Annotated in this window: 25 protein-coding genes and 1 tRNA gene; 7 read left to right on the forward strand and 19 right to left on the reverse strand. The window is 71.0% G+C overall.

Features of this window, described 5'->3' with window-relative positions:
- Positions 1–23 precede the first annotated feature (23 nt).
- Both ACIQCZ_RS18610 and ACIQCZ_RS18615 read left to right on the forward strand, forming a co-directional pair.
- Entirely contained in the window at positions 24–1,385 is a 1,362-nt protein-coding gene (locus ACIQCZ_RS18610) for a glycosyltransferase (protein WP_402283425.1), read from the forward strand.
- Positions 1,382–3,571 (forward strand): glycosyltransferase family 39 protein, encoded by a 2,190-nt coding sequence (locus ACIQCZ_RS18615; protein WP_402283427.1) that lies wholly within the window; start codon positions 1,382–1,384, stop codon positions 3,569–3,571. The genes ACIQCZ_RS18610 and ACIQCZ_RS18615 overlap by 4 nt, the downstream gene beginning before the upstream one ends.
- A 19-nt stretch (positions 3,572–3,590) precedes the next feature.
- On the opposite strand, the gene ACIQCZ_RS18620 is transcribed toward ACIQCZ_RS18615, so the two are convergent.
- On the reverse strand, positions 3,591–4,448 hold the full coding sequence (locus ACIQCZ_RS18620; protein ID WP_402283428.1) for an endonuclease/exonuclease/phosphatase family protein: 858 nt from the start codon (positions 4,446–4,448) through the stop codon (positions 3,591–3,593).
- A gap of 128 nt (positions 4,449–4,576) precedes the next feature.
- Here ACIQCZ_RS18620 and ACIQCZ_RS18625 point away from each other — a divergent pair, with 128 nt between their 5' ends.
- Positions 4,577–6,106, forward strand: a complete 1,530-nt coding sequence (locus ACIQCZ_RS18625) for an MFS transporter (RefSeq protein ID WP_402283430.1) — start codon at positions 4,577–4,579, stop codon at positions 6,104–6,106.
- Between the two features lie 91 nt (positions 6,107–6,197).
- Positions 6,198–6,956, forward strand: a complete 759-nt coding sequence (locus ACIQCZ_RS18630; protein ID WP_402283431.1) for a TetR/AcrR family transcriptional regulator — start codon at positions 6,198–6,200, stop codon at positions 6,954–6,956.
- 308 nt (positions 6,957–7,264) lie between these two features.
- Here ACIQCZ_RS18630 and ACIQCZ_RS18635 read toward each other — a convergent pair whose 3' ends face one another.
- The 5 genes from ACIQCZ_RS18635 to ACIQCZ_RS18655 form a co-directional block, all read right to left on the reverse strand.
- Entirely contained in the window at positions 7,265–8,224 is a 960-nt protein-coding gene (locus ACIQCZ_RS18635) for an NAD(P)-dependent oxidoreductase (RefSeq protein WP_402283433.1), read from the reverse strand.
- A 26-nt stretch (positions 8,225–8,250) separates the two neighbouring features.
- Positions 8,251–8,721: a PPOX class F420-dependent oxidoreductase gene (locus ACIQCZ_RS18640; RefSeq protein ID WP_402283434.1), complete on the reverse strand. Its 471-nt coding sequence runs from the start codon at positions 8,719–8,721 to the stop codon at positions 8,251–8,253.
- A 9-nt stretch (positions 8,722–8,730) separates the two neighbouring features.
- Positions 8,731–9,546, reverse strand: a complete 816-nt coding sequence (locus ACIQCZ_RS18645) for a YceI family protein (RefSeq protein ID WP_351076150.1) — start codon at positions 9,544–9,546, stop codon at positions 8,731–8,733.
- Positions 9,547–9,721: 175 nt separating this feature from the next.
- Complete coding sequence (locus tag ACIQCZ_RS18650) at positions 9,722–12,220, reverse strand: MFS transporter (RefSeq protein ID WP_402283436.1); 2,499 nt, start codon at positions 12,218–12,220, stop codon at positions 9,722–9,724.
- 23 nt (positions 12,221–12,243) lie between these two features.
- Positions 12,244–12,765, reverse strand: coding sequence for a MarR family winged helix-turn-helix transcriptional regulator (locus tag ACIQCZ_RS18655; protein ID WP_351081703.1), 522 nt, complete (start codon positions 12,763–12,765; stop codon positions 12,244–12,246).
- A gap of 413 nt (positions 12,766–13,178) precedes the next feature.
- On the opposite strand from ACIQCZ_RS18655, the gene ACIQCZ_RS18660 reads away from it, so the two are divergent.
- Positions 13,179–13,388, forward strand: coding sequence for a hypothetical protein (locus ACIQCZ_RS18660; RefSeq protein ID WP_376275899.1), 210 nt, complete (start codon positions 13,179–13,181; stop codon positions 13,386–13,388).
- 41 nt (positions 13,389–13,429) lie between these two features.
- Here ACIQCZ_RS18660 and ACIQCZ_RS18665 read toward each other — a convergent pair whose 3' ends face one another.
- The 9 genes from ACIQCZ_RS18665 to ACIQCZ_RS18705 form a co-directional block, all read right to left on the reverse strand.
- Positions 13,430–14,257, reverse strand: a complete 828-nt coding sequence (locus ACIQCZ_RS18665; protein WP_402283437.1) for a hypothetical protein — start codon at positions 14,255–14,257, stop codon at positions 13,430–13,432.
- Between the two features lie 73 nt (positions 14,258–14,330).
- On the reverse strand, positions 14,331–15,197 hold the full coding sequence (locus tag ACIQCZ_RS18670; protein ID WP_351081700.1) for an RNA polymerase sigma factor SigF: 867 nt from the start codon (positions 15,195–15,197) through the stop codon (positions 14,331–14,333).
- A gap of 236 nt (positions 15,198–15,433) precedes the next feature.
- The gene (locus ACIQCZ_RS18675) at positions 15,434–16,291 is read right to left on the reverse strand and encodes an RNA polymerase sigma factor SigF (RefSeq protein WP_402283438.1); all 858 of its coding nucleotides are present in this window, start codon (positions 16,289–16,291) and stop codon (positions 15,434–15,436) included.
- 207 nt (positions 16,292–16,498) lie between these two features.
- On the reverse strand, positions 16,499–16,792 hold the full coding sequence (locus ACIQCZ_RS18680) for a Dabb family protein (RefSeq protein ID WP_402283440.1): 294 nt from the start codon (positions 16,790–16,792) through the stop codon (positions 16,499–16,501).
- 9 nt (positions 16,793–16,801) lie between these two features.
- Positions 16,802–16,966: a hypothetical protein gene (locus tag ACIQCZ_RS18685; RefSeq protein ID WP_376213317.1), complete on the reverse strand. Its 165-nt coding sequence runs from the start codon at positions 16,964–16,966 to the stop codon at positions 16,802–16,804.
- A gap of 681 nt (positions 16,967–17,647) precedes the next feature.
- Positions 17,648–17,732 (reverse strand) — tRNA-Ser (locus ACIQCZ_RS18690).
- Positions 17,733–17,777: 45 nt separating this feature from the next.
- Positions 17,778–18,206 carry a tRNA adenosine(34) deaminase TadA gene (gene tadA / locus ACIQCZ_RS18695; protein ID WP_376213315.1) on the reverse strand — a complete coding sequence of 143 codons (429 nt, stop codon included), beginning with the start codon at positions 18,204–18,206 and terminating at the stop codon, positions 17,778–17,780.
- 81 nt (positions 18,207–18,287) lie between these two features.
- Positions 18,288–18,854 (reverse strand): hypothetical protein, encoded by a 567-nt coding sequence (locus tag ACIQCZ_RS18700; RefSeq protein WP_402283568.1) that lies wholly within the window; start codon positions 18,852–18,854, stop codon positions 18,288–18,290.
- A gap of 187 nt (positions 18,855–19,041) precedes the next feature.
- Complete coding sequence (locus ACIQCZ_RS18705) at positions 19,042–19,269, reverse strand: hypothetical protein (protein WP_402283441.1); 228 nt, start codon at positions 19,267–19,269, stop codon at positions 19,042–19,044.
- A gap of 103 nt (positions 19,270–19,372) precedes the next feature.
- On the opposite strand from ACIQCZ_RS18705, the gene upp reads away from it, so the two are divergent.
- On the forward strand, positions 19,373–20,008 hold the full coding sequence (gene upp, locus ACIQCZ_RS18710) for a uracil phosphoribosyltransferase (RefSeq protein WP_376275885.1): 636 nt from the start codon (positions 19,373–19,375) through the stop codon (positions 20,006–20,008).
- A 280-nt stretch (positions 20,009–20,288) separates the two neighbouring features.
- Here the strand turns inward: upp and ACIQCZ_RS18715 are convergent, their stop codons facing one another.
- From ACIQCZ_RS18715 to ACIQCZ_RS18725, 3 genes are all read right to left on the reverse strand, one after another.
- The gene (locus tag ACIQCZ_RS18715; protein WP_402283570.1) at positions 20,289–20,882 is read right to left on the reverse strand and encodes a LytR C-terminal domain-containing protein; all 594 of its coding nucleotides are present in this window, start codon (positions 20,880–20,882) and stop codon (positions 20,289–20,291) included.
- A 167-nt stretch (positions 20,883–21,049) separates the two neighbouring features.
- A complete protein-coding gene (locus ACIQCZ_RS18720) occupies positions 21,050–21,346 on the reverse strand; it encodes a type II toxin-antitoxin system VapB family antitoxin (RefSeq protein WP_072488263.1) in 297 nt (98 codons plus the stop codon).
- Between the two features lie 628 nt (positions 21,347–21,974).
- Positions 21,975–22,589, reverse strand: a complete 615-nt coding sequence (locus ACIQCZ_RS18725; RefSeq protein WP_402283571.1) for an HhH-GPD-type base excision DNA repair protein — start codon at positions 22,587–22,589, stop codon at positions 21,975–21,977.
- A gap of 358 nt (positions 22,590–22,947) precedes the next feature.
- Between ACIQCZ_RS18725 and ACIQCZ_RS18730 the strand changes: the two genes are divergently transcribed.
- A complete protein-coding gene (locus ACIQCZ_RS18730; RefSeq protein WP_402283443.1) occupies positions 22,948–23,781 on the forward strand; it encodes a DUF4157 domain-containing protein in 834 nt (277 codons plus the stop codon).
- 132 nt (positions 23,782–23,913) lie between these two features.
- On the opposite strand, the gene ACIQCZ_RS18735 is transcribed toward ACIQCZ_RS18730, so the two are convergent.
- Entirely contained in the window at positions 23,914–25,269 is a 1,356-nt protein-coding gene (locus ACIQCZ_RS18735; protein ID WP_402283445.1) for a hypothetical protein, read from the reverse strand.
- Between the last annotated feature and the right edge of the window lie 57 nt (positions 25,270–25,326).

The following is a 25,326-nucleotide window of genomic DNA, read 5'->3' on the forward strand; positions in this document are numbered from 1 at the left end:
CGGGGTTGACGAATGTCGGTGGCATGCGAACCGACACTCCCTGGAGCGCCCTGCCGGCCCGGGACCACCTCCTGGCCGGAGCGGTCGATGCGGCGGGTGACCCCGTACTCGACGTGGTGGTACCCGTCTACAACGAGGAGAAGGACCTCGAACCGTGTGTGCTGCGCCTGCACGACCATCTGGCGCGCACCTTCCCGTACGCCTTCCGGATCACCGTCGCGGACAACGCGAGCACCGACCGTACGCCGCAGGTGGCGGCCGGACTCGCGGCGGCGCTGCCCCGGGTGCGGTCGTACCGGCTGGAGGAGAAGGGGCGGGGACGGGCGCTGCGCACGGTCTGGTCGCACTCGGACGCCCCGGTCCTGGCGTACATGGACGTCGATCTCTCCACCGACCTCAACGCGCTGCTGCCGCTGGTCGCACCGCTGATCTCGGGCCACTCCGATCTGGCGATCGGCTCGCGGCTGGCCCGGAGCTCGCGGGTGGTGCGCGGGTCGAAGCGGGAGTTCATCTCGCGGGCCTACAACCTCATCCTCCGCTCGTCGCTGGCCGCCCGGTTCAGCGACGCGCAGTGCGGGTTCAAGGCCATCCGGCGGGAGGTCGCGCAGCGGCTGCTGCCGATGGTGGAGGACACGGGGTGGTTCTTCGACACCGAGATGCTGGTGCTCGCCGAGCGGGCCGGGCTGCGCATCCACGAGGTGCCGGTCGACTGGGTCGACGATCCCGACTCCACCGTCCACATCGTGCGGACGGCGACGGAGGACCTGAGGGGCGTGTGGCGGGTCGGACGGGCGCTGGCGGTCGGCGCACTGCCGCTGGACCGGCTGGCGAGGCCCTTCGGGGACGATCCGCGCGACCGCGCGCTGAGCGGGGTGCCGGGCGGACTGGCCCGGCAGCTGGTCGGGTTCTGTGTCGTCGGCGCGCTCTCCACGCTCTTCTACCTCGTCCTGTACTCGCTCTTCCGGCTGGGCGCCGGCCCGCAGATCGCCAACGGCGGCGCGCTGCTGGTGTCGGCCGTCGCCAATACGGCGGCCAACCGGAGACTCACCTTCGGCGTACGAGGCCGGGGCGGAGCCGTACGCCACCAGGCGCAGGGCCTGGTCGTCTTCGCCATCGGTCTCGCCCTGACCAGCGGCTCGCTGGCCGCACTGGGAGCGGCGTCCGGATCGCCGTCGCACGGCACGGAACTCGCCGTGCTGATCGCGGCGAACCTCGCGGCGACGGTGCTGCGGTTCCTGCTCTTCCGCGCCTGGGTCTTCCCTGAGCGCGCCGTCGGAAGCCCTGCGGCCCCCGTGGCCCCTCCGGCTCCCGTGGCCCCCGGGGCCTCCGTGGGACCCGCCGGGCACGCCGACGACACCCACCACGAACGGGGGAACACCCGATGACCACGCTGCGTCCCGACCGCCTTCCGGCCCCGCCGGACGCGACGGCGCTCCCGCCCGCGGCACCGGCCGCCGGCCACTCCCGGCCGAACAGGCCCCTGGCGCACCGCGTGTGGCGGGGCAGGCCCGAGGACCCGCGCTGGGTGCGGCCCGCCTTCCTGGCGTTGCTGCTGGTCATCGCGCTCGCGTATCTGTGGAACCTCAGCGCCTCCGGGTACGCCAACTCCTTCTACTCCGCAGCCGTCCAGGCGGGAAGCCGGAGCTGGAAGGCATTCTTTTTCGGCTCGTCGGACGCCGCGAACGCGATCACGGTCGACAAGCCCCCGGCCGCGCTCTGGCCGATGGCTCTGTCGGTGCGCGTCTTCGGCCTCGGTTCCTGGGCGATCCTGGTCCCGCAGGTGCTGATGGGGGTGGCCACGGCCGGGGTGCTGTACGCGGCCGTACGCCGCCGTTTCAGCGCCGCCGCCGGGCTGATCGCGATGGTGGTGTTCGCCCTCACGCCCGTCACCGCGCTGATGTTCCGGTTCAACAACCCGGACGCCCTGCTGGCGCTGCTGATGACCGTCACCGTCTACTGCGTGCTGCGCGCGATGGAGCACGGCCGGACCAGGTGGCTGGTGTGGGCGGGTGTCGCGGTCGGCTTCGCGTTCCTGTCGAAGACCCTGCAGGCGTTCCTGATCCTGCCGCCGCTGGCCGTGCTGTACGCGGTGTTCGCGCCGGTCCCCGTACGCAGACGGCTCGGTCAGCTCGGCCTCTCGGCACTGGCGACGGTCGTCGCGGGCGGCTGGTGGGTGGCGATCGTCGAACTCTGGCCGGCGTCGTCGCGTCCGTACATCGGCGGCTCGCAGAACAACTCCTTCCTGGAGCTGACCTTCGGGTACAACGGCCTGGGCCGGATCAACGGCGACGAGACGGGCAGCGTCGGGGGAGGCGGCGGCCGGTCCGGCGGCCAGTGGGGGGAGCCCGGCATCGGCCGGATGTTCAACTCCGAGATCGGCGGCCAGATCTCCTGGCTGCTGCCCGCCGCGCTGATCCTGCTCGTCGCGGGAGTCTGTCTGACCTGGCGGGCAGGGGGGCGCCTCCCGGGCATCAAGCGCCAAGGGAGCACGGACACCGCCCGCGTGGCGTTCCTCGCCTGGGGCGGTTCGCTGCTGATGACGGCGCTCGTCTTCAGCTTCATGGCCGGCATCTTCCATCAGTACTACACGGTGGCGCTGGCGCCGTATCTCGCGGCGCTCGTCGGCATGGGCACCACGGTCCTGTGGGAGGAACGGTCCAGGTGGTGGGCGCGCGGGGTGCTCGGCGTCACGGTCGCGGTGACCGCGCTCTGGTCGTACGTCCTGCTGGGGCGGACGCCGGACCACCTGCCGTGGCTGCGCTGGGCCGTCCTCGTCGGAGGTTCGGCCGGAGCGGCGGGCCTGTTGATCGGCGCGCGTATCGGACGCCGACCGACGCTCGTGGCGGCCGGGGTGAGCCTCGTCGCGTCGCTGGCCGGGCCGACGGCGTACACCCTCTCCACGCTGAACACCGGGCATCAGGGCTCGATCGTCACGGCCGGTCCGTCCGCAGCCGGTTCCATGGGCGGCCCCGGTGGCGGCGGCCGGCGCGGCCCCGGGGGCATGGGCGAGGCAATGGCCGGCGGAATGCGGCCTCCGGGTGGGGCCGGTCAGCAGGGCGGCGGTACGGGCCGGCCCCCGACGGGAGGCCAGGGCGGCAACCAGCAGAACGGCGGACAACCGGGAGCCGTGCCCGGTACCGGCACCGCTCCCGGCGCCCCGCCCGGTGGCATGGGTGAGGGCGGTGCCCCGTCGGGCGGCGGCATGGGCGGTCTGCTGGGCGGCTCGACCGTCGGCGCCGAGGCCGAGAAGCTCCTGGAGAAGGATGCCGGCGACTACACCTGGGTCGCCGCGGCCATCGGCTCACAGAATGCCGCGAGCTACCAACTCGCCACCGGCGAACCGGTGATGGCGATCGGCGGCTTCAACGGCAGTGACCCGTCCCCGACGCTCTCCCAGTTCAAGAAGTACGTCGAGGACGGCAGGATCCACTACTTCATCGCGGGCGGTACGGGCGGGGGCGGCGGAAACGGCGGCACCTCGTCCGAGATCTCCTCCTGGGTGGAGAAGAACTACGAGGAGGTCACGGTCGGCAGCGCCACCTTCTACGACCTGACCCGGCCACAGCACTAGTGCCGGGAGAGGCACTAGCTCAACGGCGCAGCAGCAGATCCGCGACGACCGGGCGGTGGTCCGAGGCGAGTGTCTCGGCCACCGCCGCGTCGCGCACCCGTACGGAATCCTTCGACACCGCCACGTAGTCGATCCGCTGCACCGGGTCCTGCGCCGGGTACGTCGGCCCGCCGGGCTCGATGTCGGTCAGTTCCTCCCACAGCGGGGCGAGTTCGGGTGCGGTCGGCGCCGCGTTGAAGTCACCGAGCAGGATCTGCCGCACCCGCTGCCGTCCGGGGGCGCTGTCCTCGGCCATGATCCGGCGGGTGTCGGCGACCTGTGCGGTCCGTACGGACGGGTCGCCGCGGTAGTCGAGGTGCGTCACGTACACATGCACGGGCAGCCCCTGCACCCGCAGGACCACCTCGCCGAAGCCGGGCGCCGGGGTCGGTACGGGGTTCGGGTCCTGGGTGGAGAGCCGGGTGATCTCGTGGTTCTCGGCGCTCACGATCCGGTACCTGGACAGCACCGCGACCCCGAACTCGCGCCGGGGCGCGCCGGGGGACACCGGATCGAGGCTGTAGATCGGGGCGAGGGAGACCCGCATGTGCAGCCGCTCGGCCAGCTCTCCCGCCAGATCGCGCCACTCGCTGCGGGTGCCCCAGTGGGCGTCGACCTCCTGCAGCCCGATCACATCGGCGTCCAGCGAACGCAGTTCGGCGGTCTGCCGGTCGAGGTCGAAGACATTGTCCATGCCGGCGCCCGCATGGATGTTGTACGTGGCCACGCGCAGCGGCACCGTGTGCTCCTGCCCGGCGGCCGACGCGGGAGGCGCGAGAGCCGTTCCCGTCAGGCCCGCTGCGATGAGTACTTCCACCGTACGACGACGCAGTGACATACCACTCCAGTCCTTGTCGGATCAGCGGCGAGCACGGTACCGCGCGGAAATGAGCTGTACACCGTACAGGAGTAGCTATACGGTGTACGTCTCTTACTCGTACACCGTATAAGGCATCAGGAGTCCGCATGACGGCGACCGTCGCCGAGCAGAAACATCTCTCGCCGCCGAGCCACCCGCAGCGCTGGCTGATCCTCGGAGTGATCTGCCTCGCCCAGCTCACCGTGCTGCTCGACAACACCGTGCTCAATGTCGCGATCCCCTCCCTCACCCGGGAGCTGGACGCCTCCACCGCCGATGTGCAGTGGATGATCAACGCCTATTCGCTGGTCCAGTCGGGTCTGCTGCTCACGGCGGGCAGTTCCGCCGACCGCTACGGCCGCAAGAAGATGCTCGTCGCGGGGCTCGCCCTGTTCGGTATCGGCTCGCTGGTGGCCGGACTGGCCCAGTCGTCCGCGCAGTTGATCGCCGCCCGTGCGGGCATGGGCATCGGCGGTGCGTTGCTGATGACGACGACCCTGGCCGTCGTCGTGCAGATCTTCGACGACACGGAGCGGGTCAAGGCGATCGGCATCTGGTCCACCGTCAGCTCCCTCGGTTTTGCCGTCGGGCCGCTGATCGGCGGCGTGATGCTCGAACACTTCTGGTGGGGTGCGATCTTCCTGATCAACATCCCGGTCGCGGTCATCGGCCTGGTCGCCGTCATCCGGCTCGTCCCGGAGTCCAAGAACCCCAGCAGCGAGCGCCCCGACCTGCTCGGCGCGCTGCTCTCCACCATCGGCATGGCGTCCGTCGTGTACGCGATCATCTCCGGCCCGGCGCACGGCTGGGCGTCGGGCCAGGTACTGCTGACCGCCTTCGTCGGGGTCGTCGTACTGACCGGGTTCGTGCTGTGGGAGCTGCACATCCCGTACCCGATGCTGGACATGCACTTCTTCCGGAACCAGAAGTTCATCGGCGCGGTCGCGGGCGCGATCCTGGTCGCCTTCGGGATGGGCGGCTCGCTGTTCCTGCTCACCCAGCAGCTCCAGTTCGTCCTCGGCTACGGGGCGCTGGAGGCCGGCCTGCGGACAGCTCCGCTGGCGCTGAGCGTCGTCGCGCTCAATCTCACCGGGCTGGGCGCCAGGCTGGTGCCCAAGCTGGGTACGCCGGTCACCATCGCGGCCGGGATGAGCCTGCTGGCCGCCGGACTCGCGGCGATCGCGCTGCTCGGAGGCAACGGCTACGGCGGCATGCTGTTCGGCCTGGTCGTGATGGGCGCGGGCATCGCACTCGCCATGCCCGCCATGGCCAACGCGATCATGAGCGCCATCCCGCCGGAGAAGGCGGGCGTGGGTGCCGGAGTCAACGGCACGCTCGCCGAATTCGGCAACGGGCTGGGGGTCGCCGTGCTCGGCGCCGTGCTCAACTCCCGGTTCGCGGCGCTCGTGCCGGCGGCCGTCGGGGCGGCCTCGCTGCCCGCCGCACTGGCTTCGGCCACCGATGCCGGCGAGCGGGTTCGGATCACGGATGCCTTCGCCTCGGGACTGGAGACCAGCCAGCTCGTCGGGGCGGTGGCGGTGCTGGCCGGAGGCCTGCTGGCCGCGGCGCTTCTGCGCCGTGCCGAGCGGGCAGATTCCGTCCGGGCGGCCTCGGCCGGGGCAGAGGCAGCGGCATAGCATCGAGGGGGGCGTATCGGATCGTATGAATCCGCTTCATGCGTGCGCGTACGCGTCCGATCCGTCCCTCCGGCAAGACGAGGAGAGTGCCATGGTGTCCGCGGCCGATCGTATGAAGAACCCTGCCAGGACCAGTGTGTGGCTGGATCAGCGGGCACCGTCGCGCGCCCGCAAATCGGACCAGCCGGCCGGTCTGGACCGGGAGAAGATCACCGCGGCGTCGGTCCGGCTGCTGGACGCCGAGGGCCTCGCCAAGTTCTCCATGCGCCGGCTCGCCGCCGAGCTGGACGTCACCGCGATGTCCCTCTACTGGTACGTGGACACCAAGGACGATCTGCTGGAGCTGGCCCTCGACGCGGTCTTCAGCGAGATCGCGCCCCCTCGGGAGGACGCGCACTGGCACGACCGGCTGCGCGAACTGGCCATATCCTACCGGGAATTGCTGGTCCGGCATGGTTGGGTGTCGCCGCTCGCCGGCCACTTCCCCAACATGGGCCCCCGCTCGATGCTGTTCTCGTACGCCATCCAGGACGTGATCCGGGCGACGGGGCTGCCACTGCACCAGCAGACGGGCGCACTCTCCGCGGTCTTCCAGTTCGTGTACGGGTTCGGCACCATCGAGGCCCACTTCGTGCAGCGCAGCGCGGAGTCGGGGGTCAGCCAGGACGAGCTCTTCCAGCAGTCGCTGGGCGCCATCCGGAGCCAGCCGCAGCTCAGCCGGATCGTCGAGTCCTCGCAGGACCTGATGGACGCCCGCGGCGGCGACACGGTCGAGGAGATGCGCGACCGGGACTTCACCTTCGCCCTGGACCTGCTGATCGCGGGCATCGAGGCGATGCGGGACCGCTGAGAGCCTGCCGGGTGACCTCCGGCCGGGTGACCTCCGGCCGGGTGACCTCCGGCCGGGTGACCTCCGGCCGGGTGACCTCCGGCCGGGTGACCTCCGGCCGGGCGACCTCCGGCCGGGCGGCCGCGCCCCGGCACGCAGGCCTCCCGCGTCGTCGTCGGTCGCCGGTGCTCCTCCCCCGAGCTCTCAGCCGCGTTCGAGCAGGGGAGAGCCCATCCGACTCCCTCCTCCGCCTCGAAACCGCACGCACCGGACCGCGCCCGCCGTCCGGTCCGAGGCCGCCCGACAGCCTCCGAGACCTCGCTCGCCCCTCAGTACCCGCGCCCCACATCCACGGCGGTGTCCGGGACCCGCCCCTTTGCCACCGCGTCCCAGCACGCCGCGAAGTCCGTGACGATGTCCTCGTCCGCGGTGATGCCCGCGGAGTGGGAGGTGATCACCGTCCGGGGCAGCCGCCAGCAGGGGTCGCCCGGCGCGGGGGGCTCCTCGGACAGCACGTCGAGCACCGCGCGCCCCACCGCACCGGAGCGCAGCGCGGCCTCCAGCGCCCGCATGTCCACCGTTGCGCCCCGGCCGACATTGATGAACGTGGCGCCGCCCATGCCCGCGAACCGGTCCGGGCCGAAGAAGCCTTCCGTCCCGGCGGTCAGCGGCAGCGTGGAGACCACCCACCGCGCGGAGGCGAGCGGCCCCGCGTCCTCGCCCGCCCCGACGACCCGGTCGAAGCCCGCCGCCGTGCGCGACTCGCGTGCCACGCCCACGGTCCGGATGCCGCATCCCCGCAGCAGAGCGGCGACGGCCGAGCCGATGCGGCCGGTGCCGTAGATCAGGGCTGTTCGGCCGACCGCGAGTTCGGAGGGGATGCGGCGCCACTCGGCCCGTGCGTGCTGGGCGGCGAACTCGGGGACGGACTGACAATCGGCGAGCACCCACGCCAGCACGTACTGCGCGATGCGTTCACCCATGCGGCCCACCGTCCGGGTGAGCAGCGCGCCGGACGGCCACGGTCCGGCGGCCAGCAGGGCGTCCGTACCGGCGTTCACGCTGTGGAACCACAGCAGCGACCCGCTCCGCAGCGCGTCCGGCAGCGTGGCGCCGACATGGACGAAGGGCTCCTGCGGCGCGGTGCCGGGAGAAGCCCGGTGCACGGGACGGCCGGTGATGCGCTCCAGTTCGCGGACGACGGAGGCGTCCACCGTCGGCGCGGCCAGCAGCCGGGCCCGCGCGAGCGGGCCCGGCGCCGGAACGTGCGCATGCGTTCGGGAGGGCACAGCGGGAAGTCGTCCGGGAACAGCCGTCAGCTGCCGGACGCCAGGTGGGCGGGGAAGCCGCCGGTGGCGATCGGACCCCACCGCTCGGGAGTGATTCGGATGATCGACTTGCCCTGCTTCACCATCGCCGCCCGGTACTCGTCCCAGTCCGGGTGCTCCCCGGAGATGTTCCGGAAGTACTCGACGAGCGGCTCGACCGAATCCGGTGAGTCGATCACCTCGGCCGAGCCGTCGATCTGCACCCACGGCCCGTCCCACTCGTCCGACAGGACGATCACGCTGACCCGCTCGTCCCGTTTGGCGTTGCGGGTCTTGGCCCGTTCGGGGTAGGTCGAGACGACGATCCGGCCGGAGTCGTCGACACCACAGGTCAGCGGGGAGCCCTGGGGGCGGCCGTCGGACCGGGTGGTCAGCAGGATCGCCCGGTGCCTGGGCCGTACGAAGGCCAGCAACTCGTCGAGTTCCACAGCGGTGTTCGTCGCGATGTTCGGTGCCATGTCCGCAGACTACGACGGCAGGGACTCACCCTGCACGGCCTGGATGTCGAGCTCCACCCGAAGCGTCGTACCGATCGCCGAGATGCCGGCCTGCACCACCTGGTTGTAGTTCATGGCGAAGTCCTCGCGGCGCAGCTCCGCCGTGGCGCTGAACGCCGCACGCACCCCGCCCCACGGGTCCGGGCCCGTCCCGAGGTAGCTCAGGTCCAGGTCGACCGGGCGCACGACACCGTGCATCGTCAGTTCGCCGTGGACCAGCCAGCGGTCCGGGCCCGCCGGGGTCAGCCCGTTCGAGCGGTACGTGATCTCCGGGAACCGGTCCGAGTCCAGGAAGTCCGGCGAGCGCAGGTGCTTGTCCCGCATGCTGTTGCCGGTGTCGATGCTGGCCGCGCCGATGACGGCGTCGACCCGGGAGCGGTGGACCTCCTCCGCGATCTCGATCCGCCCGCTGAATTCGGTGAACCGGCCGTGCACGCTGGAGATCCCCAGGTGCTGGGCGACCGCGGCCACCGAGGAGTGCGCCGGGTCCAGCGACCAGGCGCCCGGCGGCGGCAGCTCCACGCCGCCCTGGCGGGCCAGCACCACCGTGCCGGCCTCGACCCGCCCGCTCGCCGTGACGAGGGCGGTGGAGGCGGCGGGGGCGTACCCGACCGCCGTGACGATCACCGTGTACGCGCCGGCCTGCAGGGGAGCGTCGGTCCGCACCGCCCCGTCCTCGTCGGCGGTGGCCCGCAGCACCTGCGTGCCGGTCATGTCGGTGACCGTCACGACCGCGTGCTGAACCGCCCAGCCGTCCCGCGTCCGTACCTGTGCGCGAAGTCCCATCCCGTTTTCTCTCCTTGCTCAATGACTCAATGAGTCGGGCCCCGGGGCGGGGACGGCAGGCCGTCCCCTGCCTGCCGTCCCCGCCACCGGGGCCCATTTCCACCGGCCGGTACAGCGTCTCCGCTCGGAACGCCGACCCGCCAGGGGTCTGTGATCACGACCTCGGTCGAGGTCGTTACTCGCCGGGGTGGGCGAGCTCGATGTCGTGGCCGTCGACCCCGCGACCGGCCACGGTCAGCGCGCCGGCCACCGGCGGGTAGCCGGTCGCGACGACCGAGTACTCGCCCGCGTCCAGGTCGGCGAAGGCGTACGCCCCGTCCTCCCCGGTCGTCGAGGTGGCGACCACGTTGCCCGCCGCGTCGACCAGCGTGACCCGGGCGTCCGGCAGCGGCCGACGGCCGGCTCCGGCCCGTACGACACCCTGGACCAGCGCACCGGACTGCAGCGCGGCCTCGATCCGGGTGACGCCCTGGCCGCCGATCTCCACCGGCAGCGCCAGCGGACGGTAGCCGGCGGCGTTCACCGCGACGGTCACCGAACCGGGGACCAGCTCACCGAAGGTGAACTCGCCCGCCTCACCGGACCTGCCGGTGGCCAGCACATCGCCGCGCACATCGGTCACGACGACCATGGCGCCCTCGACCGGGGCCGCGGTCTCGGCGGTCCGCACGGTCCCGGCCAGGCCGCTCGTGCCGGAGAGCAGGATGTCGTACGCGAGCGGCTCGTCACCGACGACCACCGTGGACGCCTGCGGCTGGAAGCCGTCGGCGGACGCGATCAGGACGTAGCTGCCGGAGCCCGGCGCGTCCAGGCCGTAGCTGCCGTCGGCCTGGGCGACGGAGCGCCCCAGCTGGCGGCCGGCCAGCGAGATCAGCGTGACGGCGGCGCGGGCGACGGGTGCGCCCTCGGCGCCCCGCACCACACCGTGCACGGCCGTGCCCTGCAGAGTGGCGACCGGGGCCTGAAGGGTGTCGACCGCGGTGCCTCCGGACGTCGCCTCGGCGACGTGCGCCACAGCGGCGGCCGGAGTCTTGACCGGCTCCTCTGCGGCGACCTCTGCGGGGACCTCGGCGGTGGCCGGGGCGGCGTTCGCGGAACTCGTCCTCAGCGCGACCTCCTTGATGAAGATCGTGATCAGGAAGGCGATCAGCGCGGCCGGGGCGGCGAACAGGAAGACATCGCCGACACCGTGCCCGTAGGCGCTCTCCACGACGGTACGGAACGGGGCGGGCAGCGCGTCCAGGTTGGGGATGCCCCCGCCGCCGGTGCCGCCGTGGCCCATGGCCTGGCCCTTGGGGCCGAGCTCCGCGAGACCGTCCTTGACGTAGTGGGTGACGCGGTTCGCCATGACGGCGCCCAGCGCCGAGACGCCGATCGCACCGCCGAGGGAACGGAAGAAGGTGACGACGGAGCTGGCCGAGCCGAGGTCGGACGGGTCGACCTGGTTCTGCGTGGCGAGCACCAGGTTCTGCATCATCATGCCGATGCCGAGACCCATCACGGCCATGAAGACCGCGATGTGCCAGTAGGCCGTGTCGTACCGGATGGTGCCCAGCAACCCGAGCCCGGCGGTGACCAGGAAGCCACCGCTGACCAGCCAGGCCTTCCAGCGGCCGGTCTTGGTGATGATCTGGCCGGAGACCGTCGAGGAGATGAACAGACCCGCGATCATCGGGATCGTCAGGACACCGGACATCGTCGGCGTCTTGCCCCGCGCCAGCTGGAAGTACTGGCTGAAGAAGACGGTGCCCGCGAACATCGCGATACCGACGAACAGCGAGGCCAGCGAGGCCAGCGTGATGGTGCGGTTGCGGAAGAGGCGCAGCGGGATGATCGGCTCGCTGGCCCGGGACTCGATGAAGACGAAGAGCAGCGCGAGGATCAGGGAGCCCGCGAGCATCACGCCGGTCTGCCAGGACAGCCAGTCGTACTTGTCGCCCGCGAAGGTCACCCAGAGGAGCAGCAGCGAGACGGCGGCGCTGATGAAGAACGCGCCGGCCCAGTCGACCTTGACCTCACGCTTGACGACCGGGAGCTTCAGGGTCTTCTGGAGCACGATCAGCGCGATGACCGCGAACGGCACACCGACGTAGAAGCACCAGCGCCAGCCCATCCAGCTGGTGTCCGTGATGACACCGCCGAGCAGCGGACCACCGACGGTGGCGACGGCGAACACCGCACCGATGTATCCGCTGTAGCGACCGCGCTCACGCGGGGCGATCATCGCCGCCATCACGATCTGTGCCAGGGCGGAGAGACCGCCGACACCGATGCCCTGGACGACACGGCAGGCGATCAGCATGCCGCTGCTGGTCGACATACCGGCGACGACCGAGCCCGCGACGTAGATGACGAGGGCTATCTGGACCAGCAGCTTCTTGCTGAACAGGTCGGAGAGCTTGCCCCACAGGGGGGTCGTCGCGGTCATCGCCAGCAGCGAGGCCGTGACGACCCAGGTGTAGGCGCTCTGGCCGCCGCCGAGGTCGGAGATGATCTCCGGCAGGGCGTTGGAGACGACTGTCGAGGACAGGATCGCGACAAACATGCCGAGCATCAGCCCGGCCAGAGCTTCCATGATCTGCCGGTGTGTCATCGGCGCGCCGGACGAGGAATCCGCTGATCCCCCGTGCTTGGCGTGGCCGCCCCGCACACCGGTCGGTGTGGTCGTAGCCATTGAGTTCCTTGTCTTTGCTTCTGTTACACGGGTGTACGGGTGTGCGAGTCGTTGTCGCTGTCGGCGTGCCGGGGGCGGCAGTCGCCACTGTGCTTTCCGGGGGCACACCCTCCGGGGCCGCGACAGGCGAAGCTGTCGCGCAGCCGGGCCAACAGCGTGTTGAGCTGTCCGACCTCGTCGTCGGACCAGTGGGAGAGGTTGTGGGCGAACATTTCGGTGGTCCGACGGTTCAGATCACCGAGCACGTCGTCCCCGGCGGGGGTCAGCCGCAGGATGCGGGACCGCTTGTCGGCCGGGTCCGAGGACCGCTCGATCCAGCCGTGCTCCGCCACATGGGCCACATGACGGCTGGTCACCGACATGTCGACGTCCAACAGTTCGGCCAGTCTGCTGATTCGCATCTCGCCGTGCTGATGGAGAAGAGCCAGCACGGCGGCGGATCCGGCAGGACATTCGGCGGGCAGGATGCGGGCGAGACCTCGCTTGACGGCTCCGACGGCGCTGAGCTGCCGGGCCAGTTCTTCGTACTGACTCCGTGCGGCCACGGGACCCCCAGACTTCTCACCGGTGCATCTTGTTGCTTAGGGCAACCATAGAATCGTTGGTTGCTGAAGGCAAACGAAAAAGGCCTTGCATAAGTAAAGGAACACAAAAGGCTGCGTAGGGCCCGAGTCAAAGGCCCAGCGTGTGGGGCGCGCGTCGGGACAGGTGTGGTTCGCGCCACAGGCGGGGCGATCGGGTGTCCGATTCGAGCTGTACGTCGGGGGGCCTGTCCGCCGCTTTCGGGTGCTTGCTCCCCGCGATCGCGGGCTGCTCGTTCCGTATATATGGGTGCGGGGCTTCCATGTGCCCGGGTGCGGGGCGCCCACCCCTCCCTCGCCGGCCGCCGGCTTCGGTATGGACCCTTCGGCGACCCGGGGGTTGGGCCCCCACGCCGAGTTCGCTAGGGTCCTGGCCCATGGCACACAACCCCCATGCCCCGCAGGGCCCCGAGGGCAACCACGACCCGGCCGGCAGCACCCAGATGTTCCGCGCCTTCGTCGACGACGGCGAGCCGCAGCGTCGGCAGCAGCCGGCCGCCTCGTCCGGACCGAGGACCGGGGTGATCGTCACCGTCGTCGCGGTGATAGTCGTCCTCGCGGCGGTCGCCTGGCTCGCGCTCGGCTGACCCGGCGCACCGGCTTCTCCTCCGCCTTCCGTATCCACCCGTCACTTCAATACGGCGGTGACGTCCCTGGTCTCGACATGCATGCCCAGGGGCACCCGCCAGGCGTCCACGCAGACGGTGTACGTCTTCGTTCGTGCCGCCCCCGCGTCGATCGGCGCGGGCAGCGGCGCCGACGACTCGACGGTCGCCCAGTCGATTCCCAGCCCGCCGATGATGTGCGTGGCGAAGGTGACGGTCCCCGCGTCCGCCGGTGATCCCCCGGTGTTGCGGAACGTGACAGTCACCTTCTCGCACCAGCGCTCGGACGCGGCCGCCCGCTCGGGGGCGCCCACCATCAGCACGGCAGGTCCCGCGGGTGCGGTGGGGCTCGGAGCCGACGGGGTCGCGGGGTCCGCCGGGCCGCCGCCCGGCCCGCCCGATCCCGACGCACCGCCGCTGCCGTCACCGCTGCCCGTACCGCCCGTGCCGGACGACCCTGCGGACCCGCCACCCGCGCCGCCGGCCCGTCCGGAGCCGTTGCTCCCGGTCGTGCCCCCGGAGCCGTCGCCGCCGGGCGTACCGCCGGAGCCGTCACCGCCGGGTGTGGCACCCGGTGCAGACCCGCCGTCGGCCCGGCCTCCGGCGCCACCGCCGCCCCCGGTGCTTCGGCCGTCCCGGTCCAGCGGCACCAGGGTCACCTTCCCCGACGGCGCCACCGCACCCGTCGGAGCCTTCCGAGGGTCCGAGTCCGCCGCGCCGACCGTCGCGTAGCCGCCGTCGTCGGCCGCCCCGCCACAGGCGGCCAGCGCGCCGCCCAGACACAGCACGGCCGCCGAGGCGGCGATCAGGGTGCCCCGGCGGCCGGTCGAGTCGCGCATCTGACGTCGCATCGCGCCAGTTTGGCTGACGGTCCGTCAAATCGGAACCCATGCGTCGGCGTCGCAGTGCGGTGGTCCATGGCGGTCAGTCGGCGATGAGCCCTTCCCTGAGCTGGGCGAGCGTACGGGTCAACAGGCGCGAGACGTGCATCTGCGAGATGCCGACCTCCTCGCCGATCTGCGACTGGGTCATGTTGGCGAAGAACCGCAGCATGATGATCTGGCGCTCGCGCGGCGGAAGCTTGGCCAGCAGCGGCTTGAGCGACTCGCGGTACTCCACGCCCTCCAGCGCCGAGTCCTCGTACCCCAGCCGGTCCGCGAGGGAGCCCTCGCCGCCGTCGTCCTCGGGCGAGGGGGAGTCCAGCGAGGAGGCGGTGTACGCGTTGCCGACGGCCAGACCGTCGACCACGTCCTCCTCGGAGACGCCGAGCGCCTTGGCCAGCTCGGGCACGGTCGGCGAGCGGTCGAGCTTCTGGGCGAGCTCGTCGCTGGTCTTGGTCAGCGCGAGCCGCAGTTCCTGGAGGCGGCGCGGAACGCGCACCGACCACGAGGTGTCGCGGAAGAAGCGCTTGATCTCCCCGACGACGGTCGGCATCGCGAACGTGGGGAACTCGACGCCCCGTTCGCAGTCGAACCGGTCGATCGCCTTGATCAGGCCGATCGTGCCGACCTGGACGATGTCCTCCATCGGCTCGTTGCGGCTGCGGAAGCGCGCCGCGGCGTAGCGCACCAGCGGGAGGTTGAGCTCGATGAGTGTGTCCCGTACGTAGGCACGCTCCGGGCTGTCCGTTCCGTCGGGGCCCGGTGCGGGTCCCAGCGCGGCGAGCCGCAGGAACAGGGAGCGGGACAGAGTGCGGGTGTCGATGGCTTCCGGCGAGCTGGTGAGCGCAACGGGTGCGGGCGCGCTCTTCGTGAGCGTGAGCACCTTCGAGCTGCCCTGTTCTGCGGACATGCCACCCCCTTGAGGTCGCGGACGGTCGCGTTGAGCCGCGACCATCGGAGGAACGCAGCCTCCACCTGAATACCGGAGGCGAGGCCACGGCAAACGCGGTTCCCGCAGAATGTCACATGTCGGCAACACGCTGTAGTGACATGTCGACAAGTCTTTGTGGCGTCCGTGCAGTTAACAGGGGGTTCGGGGCAATTCCGTGCGCTCGGAACGAACTTCCGGCGCAGCACTCGATCCGGTTAGGCCTCGATCCTGTTTGCGGATCGAAGTCGGGCGAAGCTACGGGCCAGCAGCCTTGACACATGCATCTGGGAGACGCCCAGTTCCGCACTGATCTGTGACTGCGTCAGATTGCTGTAGTAGCGCAGCAGCAGGATGCGCTGCTCGCGCTCGGGCAGTTGTACGAGCAGATGCCGGACCAGATCGCGGTGCTCGACCCCGGCGAGGGCCGGGTCCTCGTAGCCGAGGCGGTCCAGCAGTCCGGGCAGCCCGTCGCCCTCCTGGGCGGCCTCCAGCGAGGTCGCGTGGTAGGAACGACCGGCCTCGATGCAGGCCAGTACCTCGTCCTCGGAGATCTTCAGCCGCTCGGCGATCTCCGCGGTGGTGGGCGAGCGGCCGTGCGCGGTCGTCAGGTCCTCGGTGGCGCCGGTGACCTGGACCCAGAGCTCGTGCAGCCGGCGCGGGACGTGGACGGTCCGTACGTTGTCCCGGAAGTACCGCTTGATCTCGCCGACGACGGTGGGCATCGCGAACGTCGGGAACTGGACACCACGTTCCGGGTCGAACCGGTCGATGGCGTTGATCAGGCCGATCGTGCCGACCTGGACGACGTCCTCCATCGGCTCGTTGCGGCTGCGGAAGCGCGCCGCGGCGTACCGCACCAGGGGGAGATTCGCCTCGATCAGCGCCGCCCGCACCCGGCCGTGCTCCGGGGTTCCCGGCTCCAGGTTCTTGAGCTGTCCGAACAGGACCTGGGTGAGCGCCCTGGTGTCCGCGCCCCTGGTCCTGGCGGGCGCGGTGGTGCCGTCGGGCGTCTCGGCCGGGACCGTCTCGATGTCTTCGGCGGCCGGGGCCGCCGGGACGGTCTGGGGAGGCACTTGAGGCGCTGCACTGGCCGGCACGATGACGCCACCCCTCTGCGGTCAACTTCGGTCAACTCATCCGTCAAAAGCGGTCATAGCATCACAAGACATGTCCACTGTGCGCAAGCACCGTATAGCGTCGTGTTGGGTTCAACTTGGTTTAAACACTAAAAAAAGCCCCTCACTGCAATGGTGAGGGGCTCGGGTGACCGGTCGGGCGGATCAGAACGGATAGTCGGCGATCACCCAGGTGGCGAACTCGCGCCACTGACCGGCGGCGGCCTGATGGGCCGGATGCTCGAGGTAGCGCTTCAGGGCGTCATCGTCGGAGACCGCGGAGTTGATGGCGAAGTCGTACGCGATCGGCCGGTCGGTGATGTTCCAGGCGCACTCCCAGAACTCCAGCTCGGGGACCTGCCCCTCCAGCTCCTGGAAGGCCCTCGCCCCGGCGACGACCCGCGGGTCGTCCCGCTCGACGCCGTCGTTCAGCTTGAACAGGACCAGATGGCGGATCATGGGGTACTCCTACTTCACGAGCGCGGACATGAAGTCCCCGACGCTCTGCGCGGCACTCGAAACGCCCTCGAACCCTATCTGGACGAGATCTGCCGCCCGCTCCGGGGACGCGATGATCGTGTACAGCACGAAGACGACTATCACGTAGAGAGCTATCTTCTTCGCTTGCACCATCAGCCCCTGCCTCCCCTTGGATCCCCGTGCAGTCGGGCGAGTCTATCCGCACGCATGGCCGTATCCCTCTGACGTATCCGACCACTCACGCCGCCTTTAAGGACCAACGCCCTGTTGATCGGGGCCCTTCGCCCGCCCGCAGGGCTTCCGCGAGGCCGCAGGACGGGGGGCGAGCCCCGCGGACCGGGCAGGAACCGACGGGGCGAGGAACAGGACCTCACTGTGGGGTCCTCGCCGCTAGTGCCGTGACCGGCAAGCTTTGCCCTGTCGCGCCGCCCAGCACGCACGCTCGCGGCGTTGGCCAAAGTCCTGGTAGCTCCGCTACAAGGACTTCCGGCCGGTGCGGCGAGAGTGCGTGCCGGGCGTCGTGACGGGGCGAACGTTGCCTGTTGCGGCACTAGCTTCCCCCCTGACCGCGGCGAGGGCTTGAGCGGCCTGTTCTCACCGGGGGAAGCGGCTTGTCCCCCCGATGCCGCTTCCCCCGACCAACGCTTCGGGCCGTGGCCCCGGGTACGACGGACGTCGACGCCCGGGGCCACAGCCATGTCCGAGGGAGCGCCGTCGGGTTCATGGCGCCCACAGCCGCAGCCGCACCCGCGGTCGGGCCCGGGACCCGGCCGGCATCCGCGGACACGGAAAACTCGAAGGGCCCGACGCGATGCGCCGGGCCCTTCACAAGAGCGGTAGCGGAGGGATTTGAACCCTCGGTGAGTTTCCCCACACTCGCTTTCGAGGCGAGCTCCTTCGGCCGCTCGGACACGCTACCGAGAGAGAGCTTAGACCATCCCGGGGCGTGGACAGAAATCCAATGTCAGAGCTCGCGGAAGAACGCCGTCAGCCGGGCGGCGCAGACATCCTCCAGCACTCCGTGGATCACCTCGGGACGGTGGTTGAGACGGCGGTCGCGCACGACGTCCCAGAGCGAGCCCGCCGCGCCCGCCTTCTCGTCGAGCGCCCCGTAGACCACCCGGTCCACGCGGGACTGCACCAGTGCGCCCGCGCACATCGTGCAGGGCTCCAGGGTGACCACCAGGGTGCAGCCGGACAGCCGCCATCGGCCGAGCGCCGCTGCGGCCCGGCGGAGGGCGAGGATCTCGGCGTGCGCGGTCGGGTCGCCGGTCGCCTCGCGTTCGTTGTGACCCGTGGCGAGCAGGGCGCCGTCCGGGCCGAGGACGACGGCGCCGACCGGCACATCGCCGGCCTGCGCCGCCACGTCGGCCTCGGCCAGGGCGCGGCGCATGTGCGCCCGCCAGGGGTCTCTTACAGGATCGTGCGGTTCCGGCGGTCCTTGCGGGTGCGGTGGTTCGCTCACCCGCGGACCCTAACGGACGGTCTCCAGGACCTCGGCCGCGCCCAGCGCGTCCGCGATCTCCACCAGCGCGTCCGTGCGCAGCATCAGCAGCTCGGCCTCGGGGAGCCCGAGGTCGGCCAGGATCCCGGTGTCACCGATCGGGCCCGCCGGTACGGCGTCGGCGTCGAGTTCGTCGTCGTCATCGTCGTTGTCGTTGTCGTTGTCGTTGTCGGGGGTGATGTCCGGCTCGCCGTCCTCCGTACCGTCGAGGCCGACGAGCTCTTCGAGAGCGGCAATGGTGTCGTCGGCCCCGGGTTCGCGGCCGAGCAGTTCATCGGTGAGCAGGATCTCCCCGTACGAGGAGCGGGCGGCGGCGGTGGCGTCCGAGACGAAAATTCGGGGGTCCTCCTCACCGTCCACCCGGACGACGCCGAACCAGGCGTCCTCCTGCTCGATGAAGACGAGCACCGTGTCCTCGTCCACCGAGGCCTCGCGGGCCAGATCCGTCAGGTCGGACAGGGTCTCCACATCGTCGAGTTCCGTGTCGCTCGCTTCCCACCCGTCTTCGGTGCGCGCGAGCAGTGCGGCGAAGTACACCGTGACTCTCCCACTGGTCATAGGGGCGTCGGTCCGGCGGGAGGGCAGTCGGTGGTCCGGCTGCCCTGCGTCCCGCCCATCGGAATCGTGGCAGAAACAAGGGCTTTGCGAGAGGAGTTCGGCCGTTGCGTCGGCCATCAGTTCTCCCGGACGCCGCCACCAGGGGGACACGGGACCGCCGTCCGACCTACCAGCGGAAGGTCCTCATCCGCATGGCCTGGCGCATCCGGGCCGCCCTGGCCCGGCGCGGCTGGACCCGGTCGCGGAGCGCCTTCGCCTCATGAAGCTCGCGCAAGAACTGGGCGCGCCGCCTGCGGCGCGCCGTTTCGGCCTCCTGCGGGTCCTGCGGGCCCCCCGCGTCCCGCGGGACCGGCGTGTCCGGCTGGTCCCGCTCGCGCTCTTCCCCGTCCGGCATCGGCTCATCACCCCAAGGCTGGGTCCGTATGCCACCACCTTCCCTCCGAACGTGCGGTTGATGCCAGCGCAGAGGTGCGAGCGGCACGGTTACTGTTGAACCCATGCGGATCCACGTCGTCGACCACCCACTGGTCGCGCACAAACTCACCACCCTGCGCGACAGGCGCACCGACTCCCCGACCTTCCGGCGGCTCGCCGACGAGCTGGTCACCCTGCTCGCCTACGAGGCCACCCGGGATGTGCGCACCGAGCAGGTCGACATCGAGACCCCGGTCACACCGACGACCGGGGTGAAGCTGTCGCACCCCCGGCCCCTGGTCGTGCCGATCCTCCGGGCCGGTCTCGGCATGCTCGACGGCATGGTGCGGCTGCTGCCGACCGCCGAGGTGGGCTTCCTGGGCATGATCCGCGACGAGGAGACGCTCCAGGCGTCCACGTACGCGACGCGGATGCCGGATGACCTCTCGGGCCGCCAGGTGTACGTCCTGGACCCGATGCTGGCCACCGGCGGCACGCTGGTGGCGGCCATTCAGGAACTGATCAAGCGCGGTGCGGACGATGTCACCGCGGTCGTGCTGCTCGCGGCGCCCGAAGGCGTCGAGGTGATGGAGCGCGAGCTGGCGGGTACGCCGGTGACCGTCGTGACCGCCTCGGTCGACGAGCGGCTCAACGAGAACGGCTACATCGTCCCGGGCCTCGGTGACGCGGGCGACCGGATGTACGGCACCGTCGACTGAGAGCCTGTCGGGTGACCTTCGATCGGACAGCGGACGCGGTACGGTGCGTGCGATTCCAAGGCGCCGAAAGGCCCTCGTAGCGGAGCTACCAGGGCATTTCGGCAACGCGGGAAGCGTGCGTGCCAGGGCGTGGCCGCCCGGTCAGAGGTCGCCCGACAGGCTCTGAGGGCCGCCCCGTAGTCCCGTGGTCCGGACGGAGGACCGCAGGTCCTGTCCGCGGCACAGGCCCCAGGGGCCGCGCGGGACGCGCTGACGGCCGCCGGGCCCGTTCCGGCCGCCGTCAGCAGGACGGTGCGGGGGCAGGCTTCGCCAGGGCGGCGAGGGCCGCAGCGGCGGACTGCGGTGTGCTGAGTGCCTTGAACTTCGTACCCAGAATCAGATCGACGTCCGCGGTCCTGCGGGCGTCGGTCTTCGACACGGTCCCCTGCAACTGCGTACCGAGGACCGGGAACGAGCCGTTCACGGCCGACGGAGCGCCCAGCAGCACCCCCGTACCGGCGACCTTCTTGTCGTACGCGGCCGGGGCGTTCCCCACCTCGCCGATGGTGAAGCCGCGCTTCTTGAGCTCGTCCGCGGCCTTCTTGGCGAGCCCGCTGCGCGGGGTCGCGTTGTAGACGTTGACGGTGATCTTCGCGGGCTTCGGCAGCGTCTTCGCCGGTGCTGACGGCTTGGCCGACGGGCAGTCCGTCTCGTGGTCGGCCGCGCTGGCCTGCCGGTCGCCGCCCGTGAAGACGTCGATGAGCTGCAGCGTGCCCCACCCGGCCAGCCCGAGGGCAACCACGGAAGCGGAGGCAGCGAGGATCAGTTTGCCGCGACGCCGGGGGCGGCGCATGCGCGGGTACTTGTCGCCCGTGATGCGGTACTTTCCGCCCATGCCGGGGGGAGTGAGCATGCTCATGGGCGCAGCGTAGTGCGGCCCGGTGATGATGCCTACTAAATGATCAATGGATCGCGCCCGTCCGAGTGCGAAAGCACCCGAACGAACCCGGAGAGGGCCCGCAGGGCTTGCCGTTCGTGCGACGAGCCTGCCACGACGCCCCGTCAGCCGAGTTCGAGCACCCGGGCGTGCAGTACCTGGCGCTGCTGAAGCGCGGCGCGGACCGCGCGGTGCAGTCCGTCCTCCAGATAGAGGTCGCCCTGCCACTTCACGACGTGCGCGAACAGGTCCCCGTAGAACGTCGAATCCTCGGCGAGGAGGGTTTCGAGGTCCAGGTTGCCCTTGGTGGTCACCAGCTGATCGAGGCGGACCGGGCGCGGCGCGACATCCGCCCACTGCCGGGTGCTTTCCCGGCCGTGGTCGGGATAAGGCCGCCCATTTCCGATGCGCTTGAAGATCACACGGAAAGCCTACCGGGCAAGAGCCTCCGGGCGCAGCCATGGGGCGGGACTGCGACGCCGCAAGAACGCCATAAAAGCGCGCATTTCGGAACGACGGTCTTGACGAGTGACAGCGATGGCACGGGCGGAGGCGCGGGTTCGGACACCAGCGACGGTGCGCGTACGGGTGCGGGCGTGGCGTCCCGTGGCGGTGTGGCGTCGGGCGTGGGTGTGGCCTCCGATGAAGGTGTGGTGTCGGGTGCGGGTGTGGTGTCGGGTACCGGTGAGGCTTTCGGCGGCGGTGCCGGGGTCCTGCCGCCGCAGGCACGGGAGATCGCCGACGGGTGTGCCCTCTCCGGAACCGCTCTCGATCCGGGCGCACTGCTCCGGGACGGTGCGCGTCTGCCGGATGCGCAGGTCCGGATCCCACCGGCGATGCTCAACCGGTACGAACCCGTCGCGGGGCCACCGGTCCCGGCAGGACCAGAACGCGCCGGCGGCGTGACGGTACGCCTGCAGTGGATGCATTGGGGTGCGTCGGAGCGCGCAGGGCGTGCGGAGGGGCGCGTGACGAGTGCGCCGGAGGGGAAAGCGGAGGGACGGGGGTGCCGTGGGCACGCGACGAGAGCGTGTGGTGCGGGCGCTGCCGCTACGTGTCTGCGCGCTTGGCCGCCCTGGCCGCCTGCTTGGCCTGCTGCTTGTACGCGCGGACCTCGGCGAGTGATTCCGGGCCGGTGATGTCGGCGACCGACCGGTGCGAGCCCGCCTCACCGTACGGTCCGGCCGCCTCCCGCCAGCCCGGCGGCCGGACTCCGAACTGCTTGCCCAGCAGTGCCAGGAAGATCTGCGCCTTCTGCGTGCCGAACCCGGGCAGCGCGTTCAGCCGCTTGCGCAGCTCGGCCCCGGTGGAGACATCGCTCCACACCGCGCTCGCGTCGCCGTCGTACTCCGCCACCAGGTACTGACACAACTGCTGGACCCGCTTGGCCATGGAGCCCGGATAGCGGTGCAGCGCAGGTTTGGCGGTGAAGAGTTCGGTGAAGGCCTCCGGGGCGCAGGCCGCGATCTCATGGGCGTCCAGATCGTCTCCGCCCATCCGTACGGCCAGGGTGTACGGGCCGGAGAAGGCCCATTCCATCGGCACCTGCTGGTCCAGCAGCATGCCGACCAGAGCGGCGAGCGGGCTGCGTGCGAGGAGCTCGTCCGCCGCGGGGTCCTGGGCGATCCGCAGGGTGATGTCCTGGTCCTTGTTGCTCTTGGTCATGCCGTCGATCATCTCGACGGCGGCGGGGCCCGGCCACTCCACGGCCCGTCGATGCAGCCGTTCGCTTGCTGATTTCGTTCGCGGAGGCGACGTCGTCGACTTCGCTGATCCCCCGGAGCTCCGTCGGATCCCCGCCGAACACACTCCTAGGAAGCGTGCGTTGACGCGGTCGGGGGCCGGGCGGCGGTCGGGGCGGCGGGCCTCGCGAGGCCGGGCGAATCGGTGGGGGTGCCCGAAGGGGCAGCGGCGGCTGCCCCTGGCCGGCGGGGTCCGGGCTGGACGAGGCAGTGAGACGTCGTGAAGGTGGAGTGGTGGGGCCATCACGACGCGCCTTCGACCCGGGGCGCGGTCAGGGGAGATGACGATGCACGCACAGGAATGGGACCAGGAACACGACCACGAACGGGACCACGGGCACGGGCAGGAGCACGACGAAGCCGCGCATGCGTCGAGGGCGGCCGAGGGCCGGGAGGCCGCGGGCATCCCACACCTCTACCGTGCGGCGGCGGCCGGACGGGCCGATGTGGTCGGTGCCGGCGGCATGAGCGCGCTCCAGCGGGCGGTCGGCAACAGCGCCGTGGGCTCGATGCTCCAGCGGCAGGAGGAGGGAGAACGCTCCCCCGTGCACGATGTGGTCTCGTCCGGCGGTGGGCAGCCCCTGGACACCGATACCCGCACCGATCTGGAGGGGCGGATGGGCGCGGACTTCTCCGACGTCCGCATCCACACCGGCTCCGCCGCGCACGAGTCGGCGAAGGGCGTGGGCGCCCACGCGTACACGGTCGGCAACAACGTCGTTTTCCAGCGGGACGCGTACGATCCGTCCACGCCGCAGGGTCGCACCACGCTGGCCCATGAGCTCACCCATGTGATCCAGCAGCGCAACGGACCGGTGGAGGGTACGGAGGCGCCGGGCGGCATCAGGGTGAGCGATCCGTCCGACCGGTTCGAGCGGGAGGCCGTCGCGAACGCCGACCGGGTGCTGTCGGAACCGGCGCCCGCCCCGGCTTCGGACTCGGCTCCAGTGATCGGGACCGGGGCGGCCGGTCATGGCTCGGCCCCCGCCTCGGTGCCCGCCGTGCAAAGGGCGGCGACGGAGGACGAGGACGAGCAACCTGCCGATGTGCAGGGCTCTTTCGTGCAGCGGGCGGAGGAAGGAGCCGAGGAGGAGGAAGAGGCTCCGCCCGCTTGAGCGTGGCGGGTTCTTCGGCGGTCTGCGTGGGCGGTGCGCGCCGTCGGTCTGCGGTGTCGGTCCGGTGTCGGTCCGCGTGGGTGGTGCGCGCCGTCGGTCTGCGGTGTCGGTCCGTGTGGGTGGTGCGCGCCGTCAGTCCGCGGCGTCCGTCCGCATCGTGCCACCCAGGAACAGCGACTCCGCACACCGGGAGGGTGTCGGCGCGTTCACCGGCTTGCCCACCTTCCGGCAGTCGACGGTCATCGTGACCTTGCCGCCCGCGGGCACCAGGATCGGTGTGACGAAGTGGTAGTCGGAGTCCCTGAAGTTCTCCAGCGCCAGCCGGAGCACCGGCGTGCCCCGACCGGTGGAGACGAGGAGCGTTCCCGCGTCGCCCTGCGGGTTCTGGACCACGATGTCCGTCAGCTGGAAGGTGTGCCCGCGCGGTACCTGCAGGGCCGTCGAGGTATTCGACCCACCGCCCACCGAGTCCCTGACCTGCACCTGCGCACTGGTCGGAGCGGCCTCGGACGCACCGCCGGACCCGCTGCCGGTCCCACCGTCGGACGTGCCGGAACTCTGTGAGGGAAGGGGGCTCGGCGAACCACCGTTCGCCCCGGAGGAGTCGCCCCCGCCCGATCCCGTGCCGGCGGTGGAGCCCTGGTCCGGGGCCTTGCTCTTGTCGGCCGCGGCGGCCGACCGTACCGCGTCCGGCGTGATCGCCTCCCGTGCCGCCGACTTCACGGCCGGCCGCAGCAGCGCGTACCAGAGCCCGACGAGCGCGATCAGCAGCACGGCCGCGGTGATGAGCGCCCGCGGAAGCCACCGCGGCAGGATCGGTTCCTGCTGGTACGAGCCGTCCAGGGTCACCGGTGCGGCCGGTTCGGCCGGTGCCTGCCCCTCCACGAGATCCGTTGTGACGACGACCTGGAAGGCGTGCGTGACCGGTGTTCCGCGCCACACGCGCTTCGCCGGCCGGATCCTCAGCTTCCCGAACTCCGCCCGCCCGGGGGCGATCTCCAGCGCATCCGCGGCGAACGCGACCCGGGCCCGCTCCGTACCGGACCGGGCGCCCAGCCGTACGGTGGCCGGAGTGTTCCCCCGGTTGTCGACGGCGAGCTGATGCCTCCCGCGCCAGGTGCCGTGCGAACTGCGCGGCACCAGCTCGGCGGTCGTCTCGGTGAAGGGAAGTACGGTCACCCGCCCCTCGGGCACCACCGTGGCGTCCTGCTCGCTGGTGGGCACCACCCGTATCCCGAAGGGTGTCTCCCCCGCGAGCACGGTCGAGTCGCGGGGCGGACGCAGCACGAGGGAGACCGTCCGGGAGTCACCCGGGTACAGGGAGAGCGTCGCCGGTTCCACCGTCGACCAGGCGGCACACGCACCGATCACCTCGAACCGGTATTCCTCGACGGTGCTGCCGGAGTTGAGGATCCGCAGAGGGAGGGCCGTCTCCTCGCCCGGTGCGGCAGTGACGGACGAATCGTCGAGGCTTGCCGTGAGACTCATAGGGCGCACCGTAGGGTCGGCGTCCCGCGCCGACATGGGCTGTGAAGGAACACTTCC

The sequence above is a fragment of the Streptomyces sp. NPDC093149 genome, from assembly GCF_044754145.1.
GTDB lineage: Bacteria > Actinomycetota > Actinomycetes > Streptomycetales > Streptomycetaceae > Streptomyces.